Annotated in this window: 16 protein-coding genes; 6 read left to right on the forward strand and 10 right to left on the reverse strand. The window is 63.4% G+C overall.

Features of this window, described 5'->3' with window-relative positions; translation table 11 throughout:
* The 5 genes from F4Y72_12940 to F4Y72_12960 form a co-directional block, all read right to left on the reverse strand.
* The coding region (locus tag F4Y72_12940; GenBank protein MXZ29189.1) for a cadherin-like beta sandwich domain-containing protein at positions 1-2,320 on the reverse strand (2,320 nt) is incomplete at its 3' end.
* A gap of 98 nt (positions 2,321-2,418) precedes the next feature.
* Positions 2,419-3,369, reverse strand: coding sequence for an N-acetylmuramoyl-L-alanine amidase (locus F4Y72_12945; GenBank protein ID MXZ29190.1), 951 nt, complete (start codon positions 3,367-3,369; stop codon positions 2,419-2,421).
* A complete protein-coding gene (locus F4Y72_12950) occupies positions 3,366-4,133 on the reverse strand; it encodes a glutathione S-transferase family protein (GenBank protein ID MXZ29191.1) in 768 nt (255 codons plus the stop codon). Before F4Y72_12950 ends, F4Y72_12945 begins: the two co-directional genes overlap by 4 nt.
* Positions 3,965-4,534: a nuclear transport factor 2 family protein gene (locus F4Y72_12955; protein MXZ29192.1), complete on the reverse strand. Its 570-nt coding sequence runs from the start codon at positions 4,532-4,534 to the stop codon at positions 3,965-3,967. The genes F4Y72_12950 and F4Y72_12955 overlap by 169 nt, the downstream gene beginning before the upstream one ends.
* An 80-nt stretch (positions 4,535-4,614) precedes the next feature.
* Positions 4,615-5,322: a DUF3108 domain-containing protein gene (locus F4Y72_12960; GenBank protein ID MXZ29193.1), complete on the reverse strand. Its 708-nt coding sequence runs from the start codon at positions 5,320-5,322 to the stop codon at positions 4,615-4,617.
* 97 nt (positions 5,323-5,419) lie between these two features.
* Here F4Y72_12960 and F4Y72_12965 point away from each other — a divergent pair, with 97 nt between their 5' ends.
* Positions 5,420-7,351, forward strand: coding sequence for an NAD(P)-binding protein (locus tag F4Y72_12965; protein MXZ29194.1), 1,932 nt, complete (start codon positions 5,420-5,422; stop codon positions 7,349-7,351).
* Positions 7,352-7,366: 15 nt separating this feature from the next.
* Here the strand turns inward: F4Y72_12965 and F4Y72_12970 are convergent, their stop codons facing one another.
* Genes F4Y72_12970 through F4Y72_12990 form a run of 5 tightly spaced genes read right to left on the reverse strand, consistent with a single transcriptional unit; the run spans position 7,367 to position 11,132 of the window.
* Entirely contained in the window at positions 7,367-8,122 is a 756-nt protein-coding gene (locus F4Y72_12970) for an SDR family oxidoreductase (protein MXZ29195.1), read from the reverse strand.
* A gap of 35 nt (positions 8,123-8,157) precedes the next feature.
* Positions 8,158-9,051, reverse strand: coding sequence for a nucleoside phosphorylase (locus F4Y72_12975; GenBank protein MXZ29196.1), 894 nt, complete (start codon positions 9,049-9,051; stop codon positions 8,158-8,160).
* Complete coding sequence (locus F4Y72_12980) at positions 8,915-9,772, reverse strand: carbohydrate kinase family protein (protein ID MXZ29197.1); 858 nt, start codon at positions 9,770-9,772, stop codon at positions 8,915-8,917. The genes F4Y72_12975 and F4Y72_12980 overlap by 137 nt, the downstream gene beginning before the upstream one ends.
* Positions 9,766-10,329 (reverse strand): cysteine hydrolase, encoded by a 564-nt coding sequence (locus F4Y72_12985; GenBank protein MXZ29198.1) that lies wholly within the window; start codon positions 10,327-10,329, stop codon positions 9,766-9,768. The genes F4Y72_12980 and F4Y72_12985 overlap by 7 nt, the downstream gene beginning before the upstream one ends.
* An 8-nt stretch (positions 10,330-10,337) precedes the next feature.
* Positions 10,338-11,132 (reverse strand): GntR family transcriptional regulator, encoded by a 795-nt coding sequence (locus F4Y72_12990; GenBank protein MXZ29199.1) that lies wholly within the window; start codon positions 11,130-11,132, stop codon positions 10,338-10,340.
* A gap of 139 nt (positions 11,133-11,271) precedes the next feature.
* On the opposite strand from F4Y72_12990, the gene F4Y72_12995 reads away from it, so the two are divergent.
* The 5 genes from F4Y72_12995 to F4Y72_13015 are packed head-to-tail and all read left to right on the forward strand — an operon-like array spanning position 11,272 to position 16,699.
* The gene (locus F4Y72_12995; GenBank protein ID MXZ29200.1) at positions 11,272-13,554 is read left to right on the forward strand and encodes a TonB-dependent receptor plug domain-containing protein; all 2,283 of its coding nucleotides are present in this window, start codon (positions 11,272-11,274) and stop codon (positions 13,552-13,554) included.
* A gap of 35 nt (positions 13,555-13,589) precedes the next feature.
* Positions 13,590-14,054 (forward strand): VOC family protein, encoded by a 465-nt coding sequence (locus F4Y72_13000; protein ID MXZ29201.1) that lies wholly within the window; start codon positions 13,590-13,592, stop codon positions 14,052-14,054.
* 16 nt (positions 14,055-14,070) lie between these two features.
* Positions 14,071-14,811 (forward strand): SDR family oxidoreductase, encoded by a 741-nt coding sequence (locus tag F4Y72_13005; protein MXZ29202.1) that lies wholly within the window; start codon positions 14,071-14,073, stop codon positions 14,809-14,811.
* Positions 14,808-15,938: an MFS transporter gene (locus tag F4Y72_13010; GenBank protein ID MXZ29203.1), complete on the forward strand. Its 1,131-nt coding sequence runs from the start codon at positions 14,808-14,810 to the stop codon at positions 15,936-15,938. Before F4Y72_13005 ends, F4Y72_13010 begins: the two co-directional genes overlap by 4 nt.
* A complete protein-coding gene (locus tag F4Y72_13015) occupies positions 15,935-16,699 on the forward strand; it encodes an SIS domain-containing protein (protein ID MXZ29204.1) in 765 nt (254 codons plus the stop codon). Before F4Y72_13010 ends, F4Y72_13015 begins: the two co-directional genes overlap by 4 nt.
* The last annotated feature ends 4 nt before the right edge of the window (positions 16,700-16,703 follow it).

Below are 16,703 nucleotides of genomic sequence, written 5' to 3' on the forward strand. Positions count from 1 at the left end.
AAAGGGTCTTCTTCACGGTGAACGCGCCGCTGGCGAGGTTCGCGGCGGCGGCCAGGGCCTCGTTGAAGGCGATCGCCAGCGTTGTGCCGTTTACTGTCGCGCCCGTCGCTGTCGGCGCGGTCGTGTCGCCCGCCGCCCGCGTCACCACCACCGTGTAGGTTCGGGTGGTCTCGCCGTCGCTGGCCGCCACCTTCGCCTTGATCGTGTTCGCGCCGACCCCGAGGTTCACCTGGAAGCCCGCGGCGTTGCCGTCGGCGTCGGTCAGCGCCGAGTCGGCGCCGTCGAAGTAGTCCACCCTGGCGCCGATGTCGCTCTTGGTTCCGGCGATCGTGATCTGGCCCACTCCGTTAGCGACGCTCGCGGTGTAGGCGGTCGTCGACGAGTCGAATGTCGGGTTGAGCGCGATATCGGTAGCGGTACCGCCGTCGTCCCATGTCAGGCCGAGGTCGGTCAGCGTGGCGTCGCTGGAGGGCACCACGGCATAGCCGCTTACATCGACAAACGGCACCTCGTCCGCCGTCGTCCAGACCCCCGAATTCCGGATCCCGGTATGCCGATAGTTGTTCATGCTCCAGCCGTCCGCTACCTTGCTGATATCGTCCGACTTCGTACCCCAGACCTTGTAGTATCTATAGAGTTGCGAGAATTTTGAATCGAGCACCAGGAAGTACCGGGTGTTCGGCTCGAGGGTGGCGTTCGCCGGCGCGTCGAAGGTACTGACGCGGGCGGATTCCTCCGGCCCCTGGTCCGTGGTGGGGAGGACGACCGTGCCGCTCAGGGTGTACAGACTGCTGTCCGGGTTTCCCTCCGCTGTGCTGCTGAAGATCCTCACCCGCACGCCGGCCAAACTCGAGAGTTCCCAGATTAGAATCTTGACCGAGTTGAGGACGTAGCCTGCATCGTTGCCGCCGGTTTCGAATCCCAGTGCCTGGACCCGCAAGATCTTGCCGGGCTCGAGATTGCCGACGAAGAGCCTCTTGCTGAAGTGCTCGTCCAGATTGCTGGCCAGCGCATCCGCCGACACCCTCGACGCCTCTCGCGTCACCACCATCGTGTAGGTCCGGGTGGTGCTGCCGTCCTCGGCGGTCACCCGCACATTGATCGTGTTCGGGCCGACTTCCAGATCGACCTGAAAGCCGTCCTTCACCGAATCAGCGTCGGTCAGCAGCTGGTCGTCCTCGTCGAGGTAGTCCACCGTGGCGCCACCGTCGTTGTTCGCGGTCCCCTGGATGGTGATCCGGTCGATGGGAGCGCGCACCTTTTTGGCGTAGGAGGTGATCGACGAATCGAAGTACGGAGAGTAGGTGACGAGCTTTCCGTTCCCGTCCCGCATCCGCAACGCGCTCAGGTTCGCGTCTGTGGCTTGTACGACGGCATCGCCGTTGATCTCGATCAGCGGGACCGCGCTGTAGGTTGTCCAGGACGCCGAATCCGTGTTTCTGGCGTGCCGGTCCTCACTCAGGGTCCAGCCGACCGCCTGGCTGTTGAGGAAGTCCGACTCCGTTCCGCGAATTTCGTAGTCGTTGCCGGCGCCCGACGCTGTCGAGTCGAACACTACGAAGTACCCCGCGTTCTTCCGCAGCGTAGCGCTCGCCGGCGCGGTGAAGGTCAGGGTCCCGTCGGCGATCACCGGGTTGGTCAGCGTGAAAAAGCTGATGTACGGCGTTCCGATGCTCCTCGCGCCGAAGATCCGGACCCGGACACCGTCCAAATCCGAGGCGTTCGCGAGCACGGCCTTGACCGAGGTGATGTTGTAGCCCCGCTCGTTGCTGCCGGTCTGGAATCGAATCGCCTGGGTGAAATCGTCGTTCGGGGAATCGGTCGGCGTGCCTACAGTCATGCCGGCATCGTTGCTTTCGTCGAGATTGCTGAGCAGGGCATCGGTCGACGCCCTCGGCGCCGCCCGCGTCACGACTACCGTGTAGGTCTCGGTGTGGACGGTGTCTTCGGCCGTCACCTTCACCTTGATCGTGTTCGCGCCCGCTTCCAGAATGACCTGGAAGCCCTCCTTCACGGCGTCCACGTCCGTCAATTCCGATTCGGCTGCGTCGAGGTAGTCCACCCCGGCGCCGTCGTCGCTCTTGGTGGCCTCGATCGTGATCCACGCCACCCTGGCGGGCGCACTCGCGGTGTATGAGGTCGTCGCAGCATTGAAGCCGGGGGAGAGCGCCACGGCGTCGCCGTCCCTGTCCTGCACCGCCAACGCGCTCAGGGTCGCGTCGGTGGAGGCGGCATTGGCAACGGCGGCGGCAGAGCAAAGGAAGGCTGCGAGCGTTCGGGCCAGCACGGCCCGCAGAAACTCGTCCCAGTTCGCGCACACGCCTGCATTGTAGGAAGGACTTGCTCAATCCGCGTCCCCAATATTGGGGACTCTTCCCGCGGTTCGCCGTACTCACCGGGAGCCGCGAACAGAGATCGCTACAACGGCGATTCCAGCAGGTGGGACAGCGCCCTTGGCCGGTACTTCTCCAGCAGCGCAAACAGGATGGCGGCCGTTTCGGCGTCGGGCTGTCCGGACCAGTCCGACGGTCTGAAATGCATCTGGAACGCCCTTAGCGCGGCTTGCGTGCGTGGATCGTGGTCTCCGGTCTCGTCCAAGTCGTAGCCATAGGCCCCGAGGGCTCGCTGGAGCTGCGCCAGGGTTGGCGGCTGCGCCTCGAAGCGTTCCCGGTACCGGTCCACGGTGTCGTCGTCGTACCAGGCTCCAATGCCGTGTTCGTACAGCCTGCGCCAGGGAAATGTCGGCCCGGGGTCCAGTCTGCGATCGGGCGCTATGTCGGAATGGCCGACGATATCAGCCGGGTCGATACGGGGATGGCGTTCAAGGATGTCGAGCACGAGTTCAATGACGAGATCGATCTGTTCCGTGTCAAAATCGTGAAACTCGTAGCGATCTTCCGGCGGGTCCGGCTCAGTGCCCAGAGGCACCGGGGAGCAAGCCGACCGATTCACGATTTCGATGCCGATGGAACTGGCATTGAGTGCGTCGTCGCCGTTCCAATGGCTGCGTCCGGCATGCCAGGCGCGGTGTTCCTCGTCGACGAGCCGGTATACCCGAAGCCGCGGGTGCGGATAGGTCGGGTCGCCGCTTTCCGGCACCAGGTAGTGCGCGCTGACGGGGCGCTCCCCGCGTTCGGTCAGCATGCGCATCGACTGGGCGAAGTCGACGCTCGTGAAATGCATGACGAGGTGTTCGACGCGGCTGCTCTGGTTCTCGGACGCCACATCGACGAAGCGCAGGGGAGTGCAGGCGAGAAGGGCGAACGCGGTCATGAAAGCAACGGCCGCTGTGCGCGCCAGCGTGACAAGAGGGTTCGGGTTGCCCGCAGGCAACGTGCCCGGCGTGATCGGCGCAACCGTGCCGATCACTTCCCTTTGGGTCTGAACACCGTCGCCACGATGCCGTCGAGCCGGTTGCAGCGGTCCATCCAGGCCCGCACGTGCGGATACGGGACGTAGTCGATCGCCTGCCCGTGACGGCCGAGCAGGTACGGGGCGATGGCGAAATCCACGATGGAAAGGTCGCCGAGGACGAATTCACGACCCTCAAGCTGGCCGTTGAGGACTCCGATATTGAGCTCGACATCCTTCTCGGCAGTCTTGCTCTTCGCTCGCACCGCGATGACCGTATTGATCAGATGGAAGGCCTGCCAGTAGAGCCAGCGGTCGCAGTCCGCCCGTCCACCGGGATCGCCAGGCAGCATGCCGGTTTCCGGGTGCAGCGTCGCGAGATAGCAAAGGATCGCATTCGACTCCCAAAGGCAGAAATCGCCGTCCACCAGGAGCGGGGCCTTGCCCATCGGGTTCATGCGCCGATAGGCCTCCGTTCTGTTCTCCTGCTCGCGGAAACCCATCGAGTGGATCTCGACGGGCAGATCGAAGTGCTTGATGAACGCTTCGACCTTGCGGTTATTGGGCGTGGGCGAGAACGAATAGAGTTTCACTCGGAATCTTCCCTCGGCCGCTACTCGCTGGCGGCCTGCTCTGCGTATTCGGCCCTCCAGGCTTCCTTTACCTTGCGCGAGCGCTCGATCAAGGGTGCGAACTTCTCGTGGTCCACGTCCCGCTGGAAGAGCTTCTGGATATAGACCAGGGGCGCCATGGGGGACTCGGCCCAATGGATATAGCGCCATCCTTCCGGCTTCTTGCGCAGGACCGCGCTCACCCGGACGTCCTCTCCTATCGGGAGCTGGCCCCGTATCTTCATTTCGAAGTGCATGTTCCAGGCGGCAATGGCCAGGTCATCGGCGATGAGTTTGACCGATATGTCCCGCATCTCCTCGCGCAGGCCCTCCACCGCCGGGCTCGGCAGCGGCGGGTCGAGATAGTCCTTGAGCGGCTCCCAGCCGATGAACCAGTCGTCCTGCTCCTCGGCCAGGTAGAAGGGCACCTCTTCGTCGGGGTCCCAAAGATCCAGGACCTTTCGGAAGTCCTGTGAGTTCCATCGCTCCGCGGTCTCGTGAACGAGCGCCCTTACGGCCTCGATCTCGTCCTGCTCGGCGGCATCGGCCGAGTGAATCGCAAGTGCGGTCATGGTCAATGCCACCCCCAATGCAAAAGTCGCCCGCAGCGACGCTAACACAGTTGAATGCACAATCACCTCCCTTGCAGTCACTAGTACTCCTCATCGTATTCGATCAGGTCGAAATGGGCGTTCATGTATCCGCCCACGGTAATCTTGACGAAAAGGAACCCGTCCGGAGTGCACCACACGTCCTCGGTCGGGTGATAGTCGAGCAGGAACCGGTAATGGTCGGTTTCGAACGTCCCGGCCGGCACGGTGATCTCTTCGCGCCCTACGTATTCCAGGTCGAAATCGGTGGTGCACAGGTTGGGGCCGGAGCATCCGTCATGCTCGCGTGACGACATGAGCACGCCGCGGCACGGTTGCGGATTCTGTTTCGAGGAGTGAATGAAGCGGGCGCAGTGGATCGCGTCGCAGGACACGGGATGCGCTCCGAAGGACAGCGGCGGCGTGGTGAGATCCATTCGCTGGCTCGTGCGTCCGGTCGTGACATTGACCGCTTCGCACTCGGCGCCGCCGTCGGTGAAGCGGAACCAGCCGCTGCCGAGAAAATTCCCGCTCTGGTGCAATCGGACAAAACAGTCCAGCGGACGGTAATCGGGGTCCGTGGTATAGACCGTTTCCCGCAAGACGGACCGGTCGGCGACCACACCCGGTTCGATTTCGCAATGCGCCCGCAGGGTGCGCTGGCCGTCCTCGTGGAAGGTGACCGACCACCATTCCCGCCCGAAATCGCGCCGTTCTCCTTCCGGATCAAAAATGTAGGCGATCTTGCCTCGTACGTTTCGATGTTTCATTCCGCAAACCTAGCACAGTAATGTTGACGGAGCGTGTTTAAGGCATCATGTGAGCCCGCCTCAGGGACTCCCTCTCTACCAGATCTTTCCGGGAAAAATGCGCAAGCGGCAACAGGCACGATTCGGTGCGGGCATAACGCGGCGCGACTTCGTGAACGGGGTGGCGGCTGGCGCGGGCGCCGCACTTACGGCGGGCGCCGCTTCGGCGTATGGGCAGGCGGTTTCCGATCCGCTGGTGCTGCCGCTGGACGACGACTGGTACGGCTACGGCGGGGTCGGACCGTACCGTCATTCGCACGGCAATTCCCCGGAAGTCGTGGAAGCGGCGCATCGCATTCTCGACGGTCGCTTCCCGGTCGATCTGGACCAGCTGGATTCGGTCGAGGAATACGATCTGGCGATCGTGGGGGGAGGGATGGCCGGCCTGGGCGCTGCGCTTGAGTTTTCCCTCAGGCGCCGGAACGGTCAGACCTGCATCCTGCTGGACAACCATCCCATGATCGGCGGCGAGGCCAAGGAAAACGAGTTTCTGGTAAACGGCGAACGGCTGATTGCGCCGCAGGGCGCGAACGGCTTTTTCGTGCCGGACGTGCCCGGCGACTTGAGCTCCGCCCAGGGTGACCCGTACTACTATGCCGAACTCGGCGTCCCGCGGGAGTTCACGTTCGCCGCCTGGCCGCAAGACAGAAAGCCCTTGCGCTTTTGCCGTGACAACTACGGCTACCTGGTGGTCGGGCTGCAGCGCAACGCCAGCGTGGGGCACTTCTTCGACGATGGAGCCGGCGGGGAGGGCCATTGGGCCGTCGACATGTTCCGCAATCGGCTGGCCGACACGCCACTTTCCGAAGCATCGCGAAAAAGCCTGATGGCGTGGTTCGAGTCGGGCGCCGCCCGCCGTTTCCATTCGCCGGAGCAGGCGCGGCGGGCGCTCGACACGATGTCCTACGAGCAGTTTCTCCGCGACGAGCTGAACCTGGGCGAGGAGGGGATCCGTTACGCGGACCTTTTCCTCGCTTCCGCCTGCGGCCTGGGGAGCGACTGCGTGTCGGCCTATGCCGCATACCAGATGCCCATGCCCGGACTGTTCGGACCCATGCCGGACAACATGCGGCGGGTCTCGTTTCCCGGCGGAAACTCCGGGTTCGTCCGGTATTTTCTCAAGCGCCTGGTACCGGACTCGATTCAGGGTGGGACCAGCTTCGAGGACATCGTCACAAAGCCGGTGGACGCGGCCGCGCTGGACCGGCCGGGCCAGCCCATCCGCATGCGCACGAGCGCTACAGCCGTGCATGTTTCGCATGAAGGCGCCGCGGCAGGCGCGGGTTCCGTTGCCGTGATTTACGCGCGCAACGGGCGCTACCACGGCATCCGGGCGAAGGCGGTCGTGATGGCTACGGGGAACTGGATCAACCCGTATATCGTGGGCGATATGCCGCCTTCGTACCGGGAGGCCTGCGCAAGCTTCCTGCATGCCCCCTTTCTGGTGGCCAACGTGGCCCTGACGAATTGGCGCTTTCTTTACCGGCTCGGCATTACCGCCGCAATCTGGGACCGGCAGGAGGACGGATTCGGCTTCACCTGCAACATCCGCAACCCGATGCAGGTGGGCGACTACAGGCCGCCGCTGGATCCCGAAAAGCCGGCCGTCCTGTCGTTCTATACGCCCTTTCATTCGCCCGGCCTGGACCCGAAGGTGCAGGTCACGCTGGGCCGGGCGGAACTGCTCGGCGCCTCCTATCCCGAATACGAGGCACGAATCCGCCGGCAGATGATGCGTCTGTTCGCCCCCGCCGGCTTCGAGCCGGCAAAGGATGTGGCGGGGCTCATACTCAATCGCTGGGGGCACGCGTATTCTGTGCCGTATCCCGGGTTTTATGGCGGCGCGAACGGTACGGCGCCGCGCGATACGCTGCGGGAGCACTACGGACGCATCGCTTTCGCGCACTCCGAGCTTGACGGCAATCAGCATTATGGGCCGGCCGCCGACGAAGGCCGCCGCGCGTACCGGCAATTGGCGGACGCGCTTTGAGCCGTCCCCGCGGCGCTATACGCGGTCGGAGCGGCCGCCGTCCACCGTGATGTTGGCGCCGATGACGAACCGCGCCCGGCGCGAACAGAGAAACACCACGACGTTCGCTATCTCTTCCGGCGTAGCCATGCGGCCAAGCGGGATCTCCCCGGCCTTCGTGCGAACGTACTCCGGGTCGTCCGCCTCCAGTTGCGCCCAGATCCCGCCCGGGAAGTAGGTCGGCCCCGGCGAGACCATATTGACCCGGACGCCGCCGGCCGCAAGCTCATGCGAAAGACCCTTGGCGACATGCGCGAGCGCGGCCTTTGTGGCCCCGTACGCGTCCCGTTTGCGCGAGGAAGCGGCGGAGGTCGAGCCGATAACGACAATGGCGGCATCACCGCGTTCCCGCGCCGTCTTCAGAAGATGCGGGCCGGCGGCATCTACGATGCGCGTCAGTGCGGCGATTTCAAGCCGGTAGTTGGTTCCCCAGGCCTCCTCGGTATTGCCTGCAGCCATGGCGCTGGCATTGAGTACCAGTATGTCGAGGCCGCCCAGGCGATTTATGGCCCGCTCCAGCCATTCCAGCGTGGAACCGGAGTCCTCCAGGTCCACGGCCGTGCCCTGAACCGCGGTCGAGGAAGCGCTGCCCGAAGGCTTTGTTGCGGGCAGCGAACGGGCGCAGTACTCGACACGGCACCCTTCGGAAGTCAATCCTTCCACGATGGCGCGTCCTATTCCGCGGGAACCGCCGGTGACTATTGCCCGCGATTGTCCGAGATTCAGGTCCATTCCGCTTTGGCTTGGGCGGTCGAGATGCCGGGCCCTCAGGCCGGATCGACCTGCGTCAGGGCTTCAAGGGCGATGGAGATGAGCGAACGCTCGGCCTCGGCATGCTCCCGCTTGCCGATTTTCTGCTTCTTCAGGCTGTTGACGGTGGATGCGCACATGCTTCCCGCCCTGCACCCCAGTGCCTTGCCGACGGTGAGGATCGCGGACGTCTCCATGTCAACGGCGAGAACGTCCTGCTCTGCCAGTCGTTCCAGGTTATTGCGGACCCGGTCTTCGGTTGGTTCATCCAGCGCGAACATGTCCTGGTAGAAACCGTCGAAACTGGCAAACGCGCCGACATGATGGGTGGCTTCGCGCCGCGACGCCGCGAGGGTCAGGGCGCTCACCAGGCGGGGATCGGCGCTGGAGTTTCCGGAGCCGTGGGCGTATGCGGAGGACGTGCCTTCGAACGATTTGGCGTTCCGGGCGATGATCATGTCGCCAATGTTGACGGGAGAGAGCCCGATGCTGGTCCCTATGCGCAGGAAGACCGAAGCGCCCAGGTTGGACAGTTCGTGAAGCACGATCGCGGCGATGGGGGAGCCCATCCCGAACGCCGACAAGGTGATCCGGGTGTCCTCGTACATCCCGGTCACGGTAGCGAGCCCCCGGTTGACCGGCATCGCCTCTACGTCGCTCAGGTATTGACTGAACCGGGGCACCCGGCCCGGGTCGCCCAGCAGAATGACCCGTTCGGCCACCTGCTCGGCGCTGCATCCGATGTACCAGGCCTTTCGCGACTTCATCTCCCCGCTACCCATACGAGCGTTCCCGCAACAGCGATGCGGCCGCGTCGATGCCGCTCCCGACGACGGTGCGCAAGTCCGATTCCCCGGCAAGCAATGCCGCCAGGCAGCCGCCCGCCAGGGTATCGCCGGCGCCCGAGGCATCGTCGAAGGACAGGGGTTCCACGTCCACGCGAACCGTGCTGCCGTCCCGTTCCGCCTTGACGGCTTCGCCGCCGGCGGTTTCCACGATCACGGGCTGGCGATGCCCGGGAATTGCCGCTAACCCTTCATCGACCCACTTACGTTCCTGGCGGTTGCAGAAAATGTAGTCGGCGCGCGCGGCAAGCGCCGCGCGCAGTTCGATCGGATACGAGAGCGGATCGTTCTTCATGACCCATGCCACCTTGCAATCGCCGTCGATCAGATCCAGAGCCTCTCCGGCGATCCCGGGAGGCCCCACGGTGACGCACAGCAAATCCGCGGCCGAAATTACCTCCTTCTGCCGGTCGGTCAGCGTTTCCCGCCCCAGCATGCCCGGATCGAACAGGCAGCCGCAACTACCGTCCTGCTGGTAAATCATGAAACATACCGGCGTATTCCCTGGCTCGATGGTGGCGATCGCGTCCACGCCGACGCCATCGCCTTCGGTCCAGGAAGTGAACAGCTCGCCGTGATGATCCGCGCCCACCCAGGTCACGATGGAAACGTCAATGCCTTTCCCGGCGATGGGGCGGGCCACATACAAAGGGCAGCCGCCGGGCCGGGGAAAGGCGTCGGCTGGGCGCTGCTTGATCATTACCGTGCGGTCGCCTGAAAAAAAACCGTCGAGCACCGCGGGAAAATCGATCGACGCGTATCCGATCACCGCCACCTTGTTCACGATAGCAGCCTGACGCCCTCTTCAAGCGGCACGACCCAGCCCAGGTAGCGTTCGATATCCTCCAGGGATGCGTCCGCCAGGTGCGGGCGATTGGAGTTGACGGCGTCGCGCACGACGTGGCAGCGATATCCCAGCGAGAAAGCGTCCTGAACCGTGGCCCGCACACACACGTTCGCCTTGACGCCGCCGATGACCAGCGTGCCGACCTCGAGTTCCCGCAGCAGCAGGTCCAGGTCGGTGGCCTGAAACGCGCTCATGCGCCGTTTGGGCAGCAGGATTTCCGCGGGCCCCTGCGGCGAGAAGCCGTCCACAAGCTGCGAGTCGAATTCGCCGTCCACACAATGGACCGGAAGTTTTGCCTCCTCGAAGTCGGTCAGCCCGGGCCGGTGCCGCTCGGCGACGAAAATGACGGGACGTTGCGCGGTTCTGGCGCTCTGAAGCAACGCCCGCAGAGCGGGGAGCAACTCGGCGCTTTCGGAATAGTAGTTCTGACCGTCTTCGTGAAAGAAGGAATTCTGCAGGTCGATGAGCAACAGCGCGACGGCTGTGGCGTTTCCCATATGCTCGCTCACGAAGACTTGCGCGGGTCGTTCGGCTCTCCTTCATGGTACAGCACCGACAGCGGATTCGAGCGCACCAGGCGAGCGTCATACGTATAGCAGTCCTGAAGATAAACGGCTTCGATCAGCTCGATGAGATTGCCCCTTTGATCGAAGCTCTTTCGATGCACGAGCATCACCGCGGAGGGCAGCTCGATGCCGAGCTGTTCGGCCTCCTTGTCGGTGGCCAGGCGCACGTTGATGGTTTCGTCGGCATGGTCGATCTCGAGTCCGGCTTCATCGAAGGTCTTGTAAAGCGAGAAATCCGAATCCGCCACGCGGCTGTCCGTCCCAATCAGCGCCGGTACGGCGGCGGCTATGCGCGTTGGCACAAGCGCTGTGTGTATGGCCCACGGCAGGCCATCGACAAAGCGGATTCGCTCCAGCAGCAATGCGGGTTCGTCGCAGCCGTACTGCAGGGCCTCGCTTCGGTCCAGTTGCCGCTGCCCCATCAGGCGATGCGAAGGGACCCGGCCCTGGCGCCGCACGGTTTCCGAGAATCCGCGCAGGTAACCGGGAGAACGGTGCAGGGCAGGCCGCGACACGAAAGTACCCACGCCCTGGCGCCGCTGCAGCAGGCCCTCGGCGAGCAACACGTCGATGGCCTTTACGACCGTGCCCCGGCTCACGCCGAACTTGAGGCAGAGTTGCGCCTCGCTGGGCAGCAGGTCGCCAGGCACCCATTTGCCCGCGCGAATGCCGTCGCGGAGTTCGTCCGACAAGACCGCGTAGCGCGGTTTTCCTGCGTTCCGGTGTGGGGTCATCGGGAGGATTCCTTGTGTGGAAGTGCGATTGTGCAAATGACTACTTGACTAGTCAACTGAATAATTATATTTTCATTCCTACCGGTGCTTCAAATGCTGTCGGGTCATTCGACAAATCCATCCATCAAGGGGACACGCCATGCGAAAGATTTTATTGGTCCTTACCGCCGTTTCGATCCCATTCCTGATTGCGGATATCACGGTTGCACAGGATTCAACGGCAGTTCTCGAAGAGATCGTCGTTACCGCCCAGAAGCGCGAGGAGTCGCTCGCCGACGTGGGCATTGCGGTGGACGTGATCAGCGGTGACCGGCTGCGTGAGGCCGGCGCCCTGTCGCTGATCGAAGTCGGACGGTTCTCGCCGGGCCTCAACATACAGACGCCGTTCGGGGAATTCGGTTATCCGCTCATTGCGATACGCGGCGTGAACACGGACGGCTTTATCGAAACGCTGCCGCAGTCCACCGGTGTCTATGCCGACGGAGTCTATGTCTCGCAACCGCCCATGCAGGCTTTTCGATTGCTCGATCTGGAGCGCATGGAGGTATTGAAGGGGCCGCAGGGAACCATTTACGGGCGCAATACCATCGCCGGAGCCATCAATCTCATCTCGAAGCGTCCCACCTTCGAACCGGAGGGCTATGCGACCGTGGGGTTCGGCAACTACAGCAGGGCATCGTTCGAGGGGGCCTACGGCGGCCCGATATCGGACACGGCGGCCGGGCGGATTGCCGTGAAGTACCTGCGTCAGACGGACAGCCCCCTCACCAACCTGGATCCCAACCTGGACGATGGTGGCGAACTGGATCAACTGATGGCGCGCGGGTCACTGCTGTTCCGCCCGAACGATGATGTCGAGCTGCTGGTACGGTTCTACGCCGGGCGTGACGATTCGGACGTCTGGCCCTGGGCGGCCATCCCCGCGGGGCAGGACACCGACGGTGACGGCATTCCGGACCAGGTTTGCCCCGAATATGCGCGCGGGGACGTGGCCGCGGCACAGGTGAATTGTCTTGCCAGGGACCCGTTCGTCAGCGGTGACACGTTCAACGATACGGACGGTGATCCATACACGATCAACCAGAACGCGATCGGTAACCACGCATACCGGTCAAGCGGCATTTCGGCGGAATTGAACTGGAGCCTCAGCCAGATGACCTTGACTTCGGTGACCGGCTTAGACGATTTCGAACGGCACGACATACTGGATGAGGACGCCGGTCCGACCGTGGCTCTGGACGATGTCCGGAAATCCGACGTGTCGCAGTTCTCGCAGGAAGTGCGGCTCGCTTCCAACGCCGGCGACGGAATGCAGTGGCTGGCGGGAATTTACTACTCTTCCGATGAGATGGAGGGCGACCCCTCCTTCGATTCGGGCGGCCGCCAGGATTACTCGACACTGGAAACCGATACCCTCGGCTTGTTCGGGCAGATCGAGTACCCCCTTTCCGCCGATCTTGCCCTGACCGTGGGTGGCCGATGGACCGACGTGCAACGCGATTTCGATTATCGAACGACCGGTTTCTTCGCCTCCGCGGAACTCCAGGCCGGTGCGAGCAGTTCGTTTTCGGACAGCGATTATTCCGCCCGGGTGGCGTTGGATTGGAGCTACAACGACAACACACTGATCTACGCCAGCATTTCCCGCGGATTCAACGCCGGCACTTTCAACAGTCAGTTCCTGGCGACCGTCGACAACCTGGAGCCGACAAAATCGGAATCGCTGACCGCCTATGAGGTCGGTCTGAAATCGACATTTGCCGGCGGGCGGGCGAGCGTCGAGGCTGCCGTCTACTACTACGACGCCACCGATCCGCAGGTGGTCGCCGTTGAACCCTTAAGTCTCATATCGGCCAATTTCCTCATCAATGCGGATGATTCGAAGATGCAGGGCGGTGAAATTCAGCTTCGCGCACTTGCCGCAGACTGGCTGGAACTCAGTTTCGGCGCCGCCTACATCGATAGCGAATACGGCAACCTGGTGACTTCGGTGGCCGGGACGGGCACGGGCAGTCCGTACCCCGACAACGCCCCGGTGTTCGGGTCCACGCTGGCGGACCTCACCGGCAATCGCATTCCGAACACGCCCGAATTGAGCATCAATTCGTCGGCCACGGTCGAATGGCCCGTAAATGACGGATGGCGCTTCATCGGCCAGCTGGACTTTCTGTGGGAAGACGACATCCCGCGGGATCTCCGCGCCTCCCCGGCGTTGTTCACGGAGGCCCATATCGACGTGGACCTGCGATTGGCCGTACGGTCCGCGGACGACAAATGGGATGCCGCCTTCTGGGTGCGTAACCTGACGGATGAGGAATACCTGACCGAAGCCTACGAGGTGCTGGGTTTCGGCTTCTATATCGCGGCCGGCAACTACAGCTATCCCCGGACGTTCGGGCTCGAACTGACCCGCAGGTTCTAGGTCGGGAGCACGAAGCACAAGAGGTAACGCTGGCCATGCGGGAGAACAGGCCGAAGGTCGCGATTTCGATCATCACGCTGGGCGTTGACGACGTGGAGCGCTCGGTCCGTTTCTACACCTCGTTCGGCTGGGAAATGTCGCCGGATTCCGACCCCGCAATGTGCACGTTCATCAATACGCCCTCGACGGTGCTGGGGCTGGTCGGGTACGAGTTTCTGGCCAACGACGCGCTGCTGAAGGCAAAGCCCCGTGCGCAATACCAGGGCTTCACGCTGGCCGTGAACGGCGCCTCTCCGGAAGAGGTGGACGCGATATTCGAGAACGCCATCCGCAACGGCGGCACCGCGCACCAGCAACCGCAATGGAAGGACTGGGGCGGGTACGACGGCTATTCCGGCTATTTCCTCGATCCGGACGGTTACCCGTGGGAAGTCGCCTACGCCCCGTTTCTCGAACTCACCGAGGATGGCCGGCTGATGCCGAAATCCGTGTCCGAATAAAGGGACCTGCGCAGGCGTGGCAACGGAGACCTCTCGCGGGCTGGCGATCGTCACCGGCGCCAGCCGCGGCATAGGACGCGCGCTGGCGATCGGTCTGGCCGAGGCCGGTTACCGGCTGGCACTGGTCGCCCGCGACGAGGACGCGCTCAGCGGCGTGCAGGCGGAGATTCTAGGCATCGGTCCCGGCATGGCAGCGAGTTGCCATCCGCTCGACGTTACCGTCGCGGCGGCGGTCCGTGATCTCGTGTCCGGACTGGCCGCCGGGCACGAGGCGATCGACGTGCTGGTCAACAACGCCGGCCAGTTCCGGCCCGGCAGCATTGAAGCGGACGTCGAGGACCTGGACGCGGTTGTCGGGACCAACCTGAAAGGCGCTTTCCTGATGCTCAAGGCGGTCGTGCCCGTAATGAAGGCGCAAAAACGCGGCCACATCATCAATCTGTCGTCGATTACGGGAAAGTGGGGCTACGCGGGCTACGGTATATATGCTGCCTCCAAATTCGCGTTGCAGGGCCTCTCGGAGAGCCTGTACAAGGAGATGCTGGAGCACGGCGTGAAGGTGACGGCGATCTGTCCCAACTGGGTCGCAACGGAAATGGCCGTTGCGGCCGGCGGGACCCTGCCGCCGGAGGACATGATTCAGCTTGACGATCTGGTCAGGACGGTGTCGTGGCTGTTGAGCCTTTCGAAGGCTGCCTGTCCCCGCGAAGTGGTGATCGACTGCATGGGGCATCCGTATGACAGGAATACGCAATGAAATTGGACAACCGTAACTTCGCCGGCGCGCTGGGCATCTACACGATCGGCGGGCTGTTCTGGGCGTTCCTTCCGTTCTTCGTGGGACTGAAGGTGTCCACCGGAGGGTTCAGTCAGACGCAGGCCGGCTCGCTCGGTTCCGCCTACCTGATCGGCTTTTCGGTCGCGTCCATGACCGCATTGTGGTGGGCGGGCCGTTTCAATTGGCGGAAACTGGCCGCGGTCATGGCCGCTGTCGTGATCGCCGCACTGCTGCTGCTGGCGAGGGTGGACGGCTTTGCCCTCAGCTTCATGATCGTGCCCGTCGTGGGGCTCATGATGGGCGCGTTCTGGACGGTCGCGTACCGGATCTTCAGCGGCTCGGCGAACCCCGAACGCGCCTTTTCCATCGGCATTGTGGTGTCGTACAGCGCTCTCGCGCTGGTAACCTTCATCATTGGCGAGTACGTGGTCGCCGACTTCGGGCTGAGCGGCTCCAGCTACGTGCTGGGCGGCGTGGTGCTCGTGCTGGCGCTGTCGGCGCTGCTGCTGCCGCGGGGTCTGCAATCGGGCGGCGATGACACCGGCGAGGCCTCGTATCGGCCGTCGCTACCGGTAGCCCTGGCGCTTCTTGCGATCCTGGGCACCAGTTTCGGCTTTGCGGCCGTATGGGCGTTTACCGAGAGAATCGGCATCGACGCCGGATTCAACACGTCGCAGATCAGCCCGGTCATTGCTTCGAACCTGTTGGCATCGGCGGGCGGTTCGGTGCTGGCGACCCTGCTGGGCATGCGGTTCGGACGCATGCTGCCGCTGTTCGTGGGTATGCTCGCGATCCTGGTGTCCATCGTCAGCCTGGCCACGGTGGACAGTTTTTCGACCTACGCGGCCGCGGTCGCCGGCCTGGGCCTTTCCATCGGCTTCGTCATGCCCTACCAGATGGGCTATCTCGCCGCGCTGGATCGAGATAACCGTTTCGTGCTGCTGATTGCCGCCGCGCAGGGCATCGGCTCCGCCGCCGGGCCGTTTGCCGGAGGCGCCGCGGCGGACGCGGGCGGATACCGCCTGCTGGTCATCGTGGCCGGCGCCGTCGTTGCCGCCAGCATGCTGGCCATATTGATTTCATCAAGGGTGAAGAACCAACAATGAGCATTATTCAGGACTACCGGCGATTGCTGGATGAGAAGCTGGCCCTCGTTTTCGAAAACCAGGAAGATTCGATCGACAAGGCGGCGGAAGTCTGCGCCGCCAGCATCGGGAAGGGCAAGCTGGTGTTTACATTCGGCACGGGCCATGGCTCGTTCGCGGCACTGGAGATGTTTCCAAGAACCGGGACCGCGGTCGGGTTCCGGCCGATTGTTGAAAGCACAATGATCTCGTTTCATCGGGTGCTGGGCGATATGGGGGCGCGGCAATACCGCTTCATACACGCCCAGGAAGGCTACGGGAAGGCGATACTGTCCTCTCATCAGACCGACGCGGATGACGCGATGCTGATCTTCTCGCATTCAGGGATCAATGCCGTCACCATGGATATCGCCGTCGGCGCCAAAGAGATCGGCATGAAGGTCATCGGCGTAACCAGTGTCCCGCATTCTTCGCAAGTTCCGTCCCGGCATTCTTCGGGCAAGCGGCTGTTCGAGGCGGCCGATGTCGTAATCGATACCGGCGCCCCGCTGGGCGATGCCGGCATTTCCATCGATGGCCTGGAAGGTAGCGTCGGCGCCACCTCCACCAGCGTGGCCATTGCGGTGGGGCAGGCCATCAACGCCGCCACCGTGGAAAAACTGGTGGCGCGCGGCGCGCAGCCGATGATCATGGTCAGTCCGAACACCACCGAGAAGGCCAGGGCGAACCGGCTCAACGATCTGAACTACGAGGAGTTGTGGCGGCGCTTGTCCTCGCGGTAATCTC

This window comes from Gammaproteobacteria bacterium (assembly GCA_009838035.1).
Taxonomy (GTDB): Bacteria; Pseudomonadota; Gammaproteobacteria; order Steroidobacterales; family Foliamicaceae; genus Foliamicus.

Coding starts and splice junctions, on each gene's coding strand:
- F4Y72_12990 (MXZ29199.1), bottom strand. CDS start 11,132: ATGACCCCACACCGGAACGCAGGAAAACCGCGCTACGCGGTCTTGTCG.
- F4Y72_13015 (MXZ29204.1), top strand. CDS start 15,935: ATGAGCATTATTCAGGACTACCGGCGATTGCTGGATGAGAAGCTGGCC.
- F4Y72_13000 (MXZ29201.1), top strand. CDS start 13,590: ATGCGGGAGAACAGGCCGAAGGTCGCGATTTCGATCATCACGCTGGGC.
- F4Y72_12955 (MXZ29192.1), bottom strand. CDS start 4,534: ATGACCGCACTTGCGATTCACTCGGCCGATGCCGCCGAGCAGGACGAG.
- F4Y72_13010 (MXZ29203.1), top strand. CDS start 14,808: ATGAAATTGGACAACCGTAACTTCGCCGGCGCGCTGGGCATCTACACG.
- F4Y72_12965 (MXZ29194.1), top strand. CDS start 5,420: ATGCGCAAGCGGCAACAGGCACGATTCGGTGCGGGCATAACGCGGCGC.
- F4Y72_12960 (MXZ29193.1), bottom strand. CDS start 5,322: ATGAAACATCGAAACGTACGAGGCAAGATCGCCTACATTTTTGATCCG.
- F4Y72_12950 (MXZ29191.1), bottom strand. CDS start 4,133: ATGGCGCTATATCCATTGGGCCGAGTCCCCCATGGCGCCCCTGGTCTA.
- F4Y72_12975 (MXZ29196.1), bottom strand. CDS start 9,051: ATGCCTCGGGCGCCGGCGATACCCTGGCGGGCGGCTGCCTGGCGGCAT.
- F4Y72_12985 (MXZ29198.1), bottom strand. CDS start 10,329: ATGGGAAACGCCACAGCCGTCGCGCTGTTGCTCATCGACCTGCAGAAT.
- F4Y72_12995 (MXZ29200.1), top strand. CDS start 11,272: ATGCGAAAGATTTTATTGGTCCTTACCGCCGTTTCGATCCCATTCCTG.
- F4Y72_12970 (MXZ29195.1), bottom strand. CDS start 8,122: ATGGACCTGAATCTCGGACAATCGCGGGCAATAGTCACCGGCGGTTCC.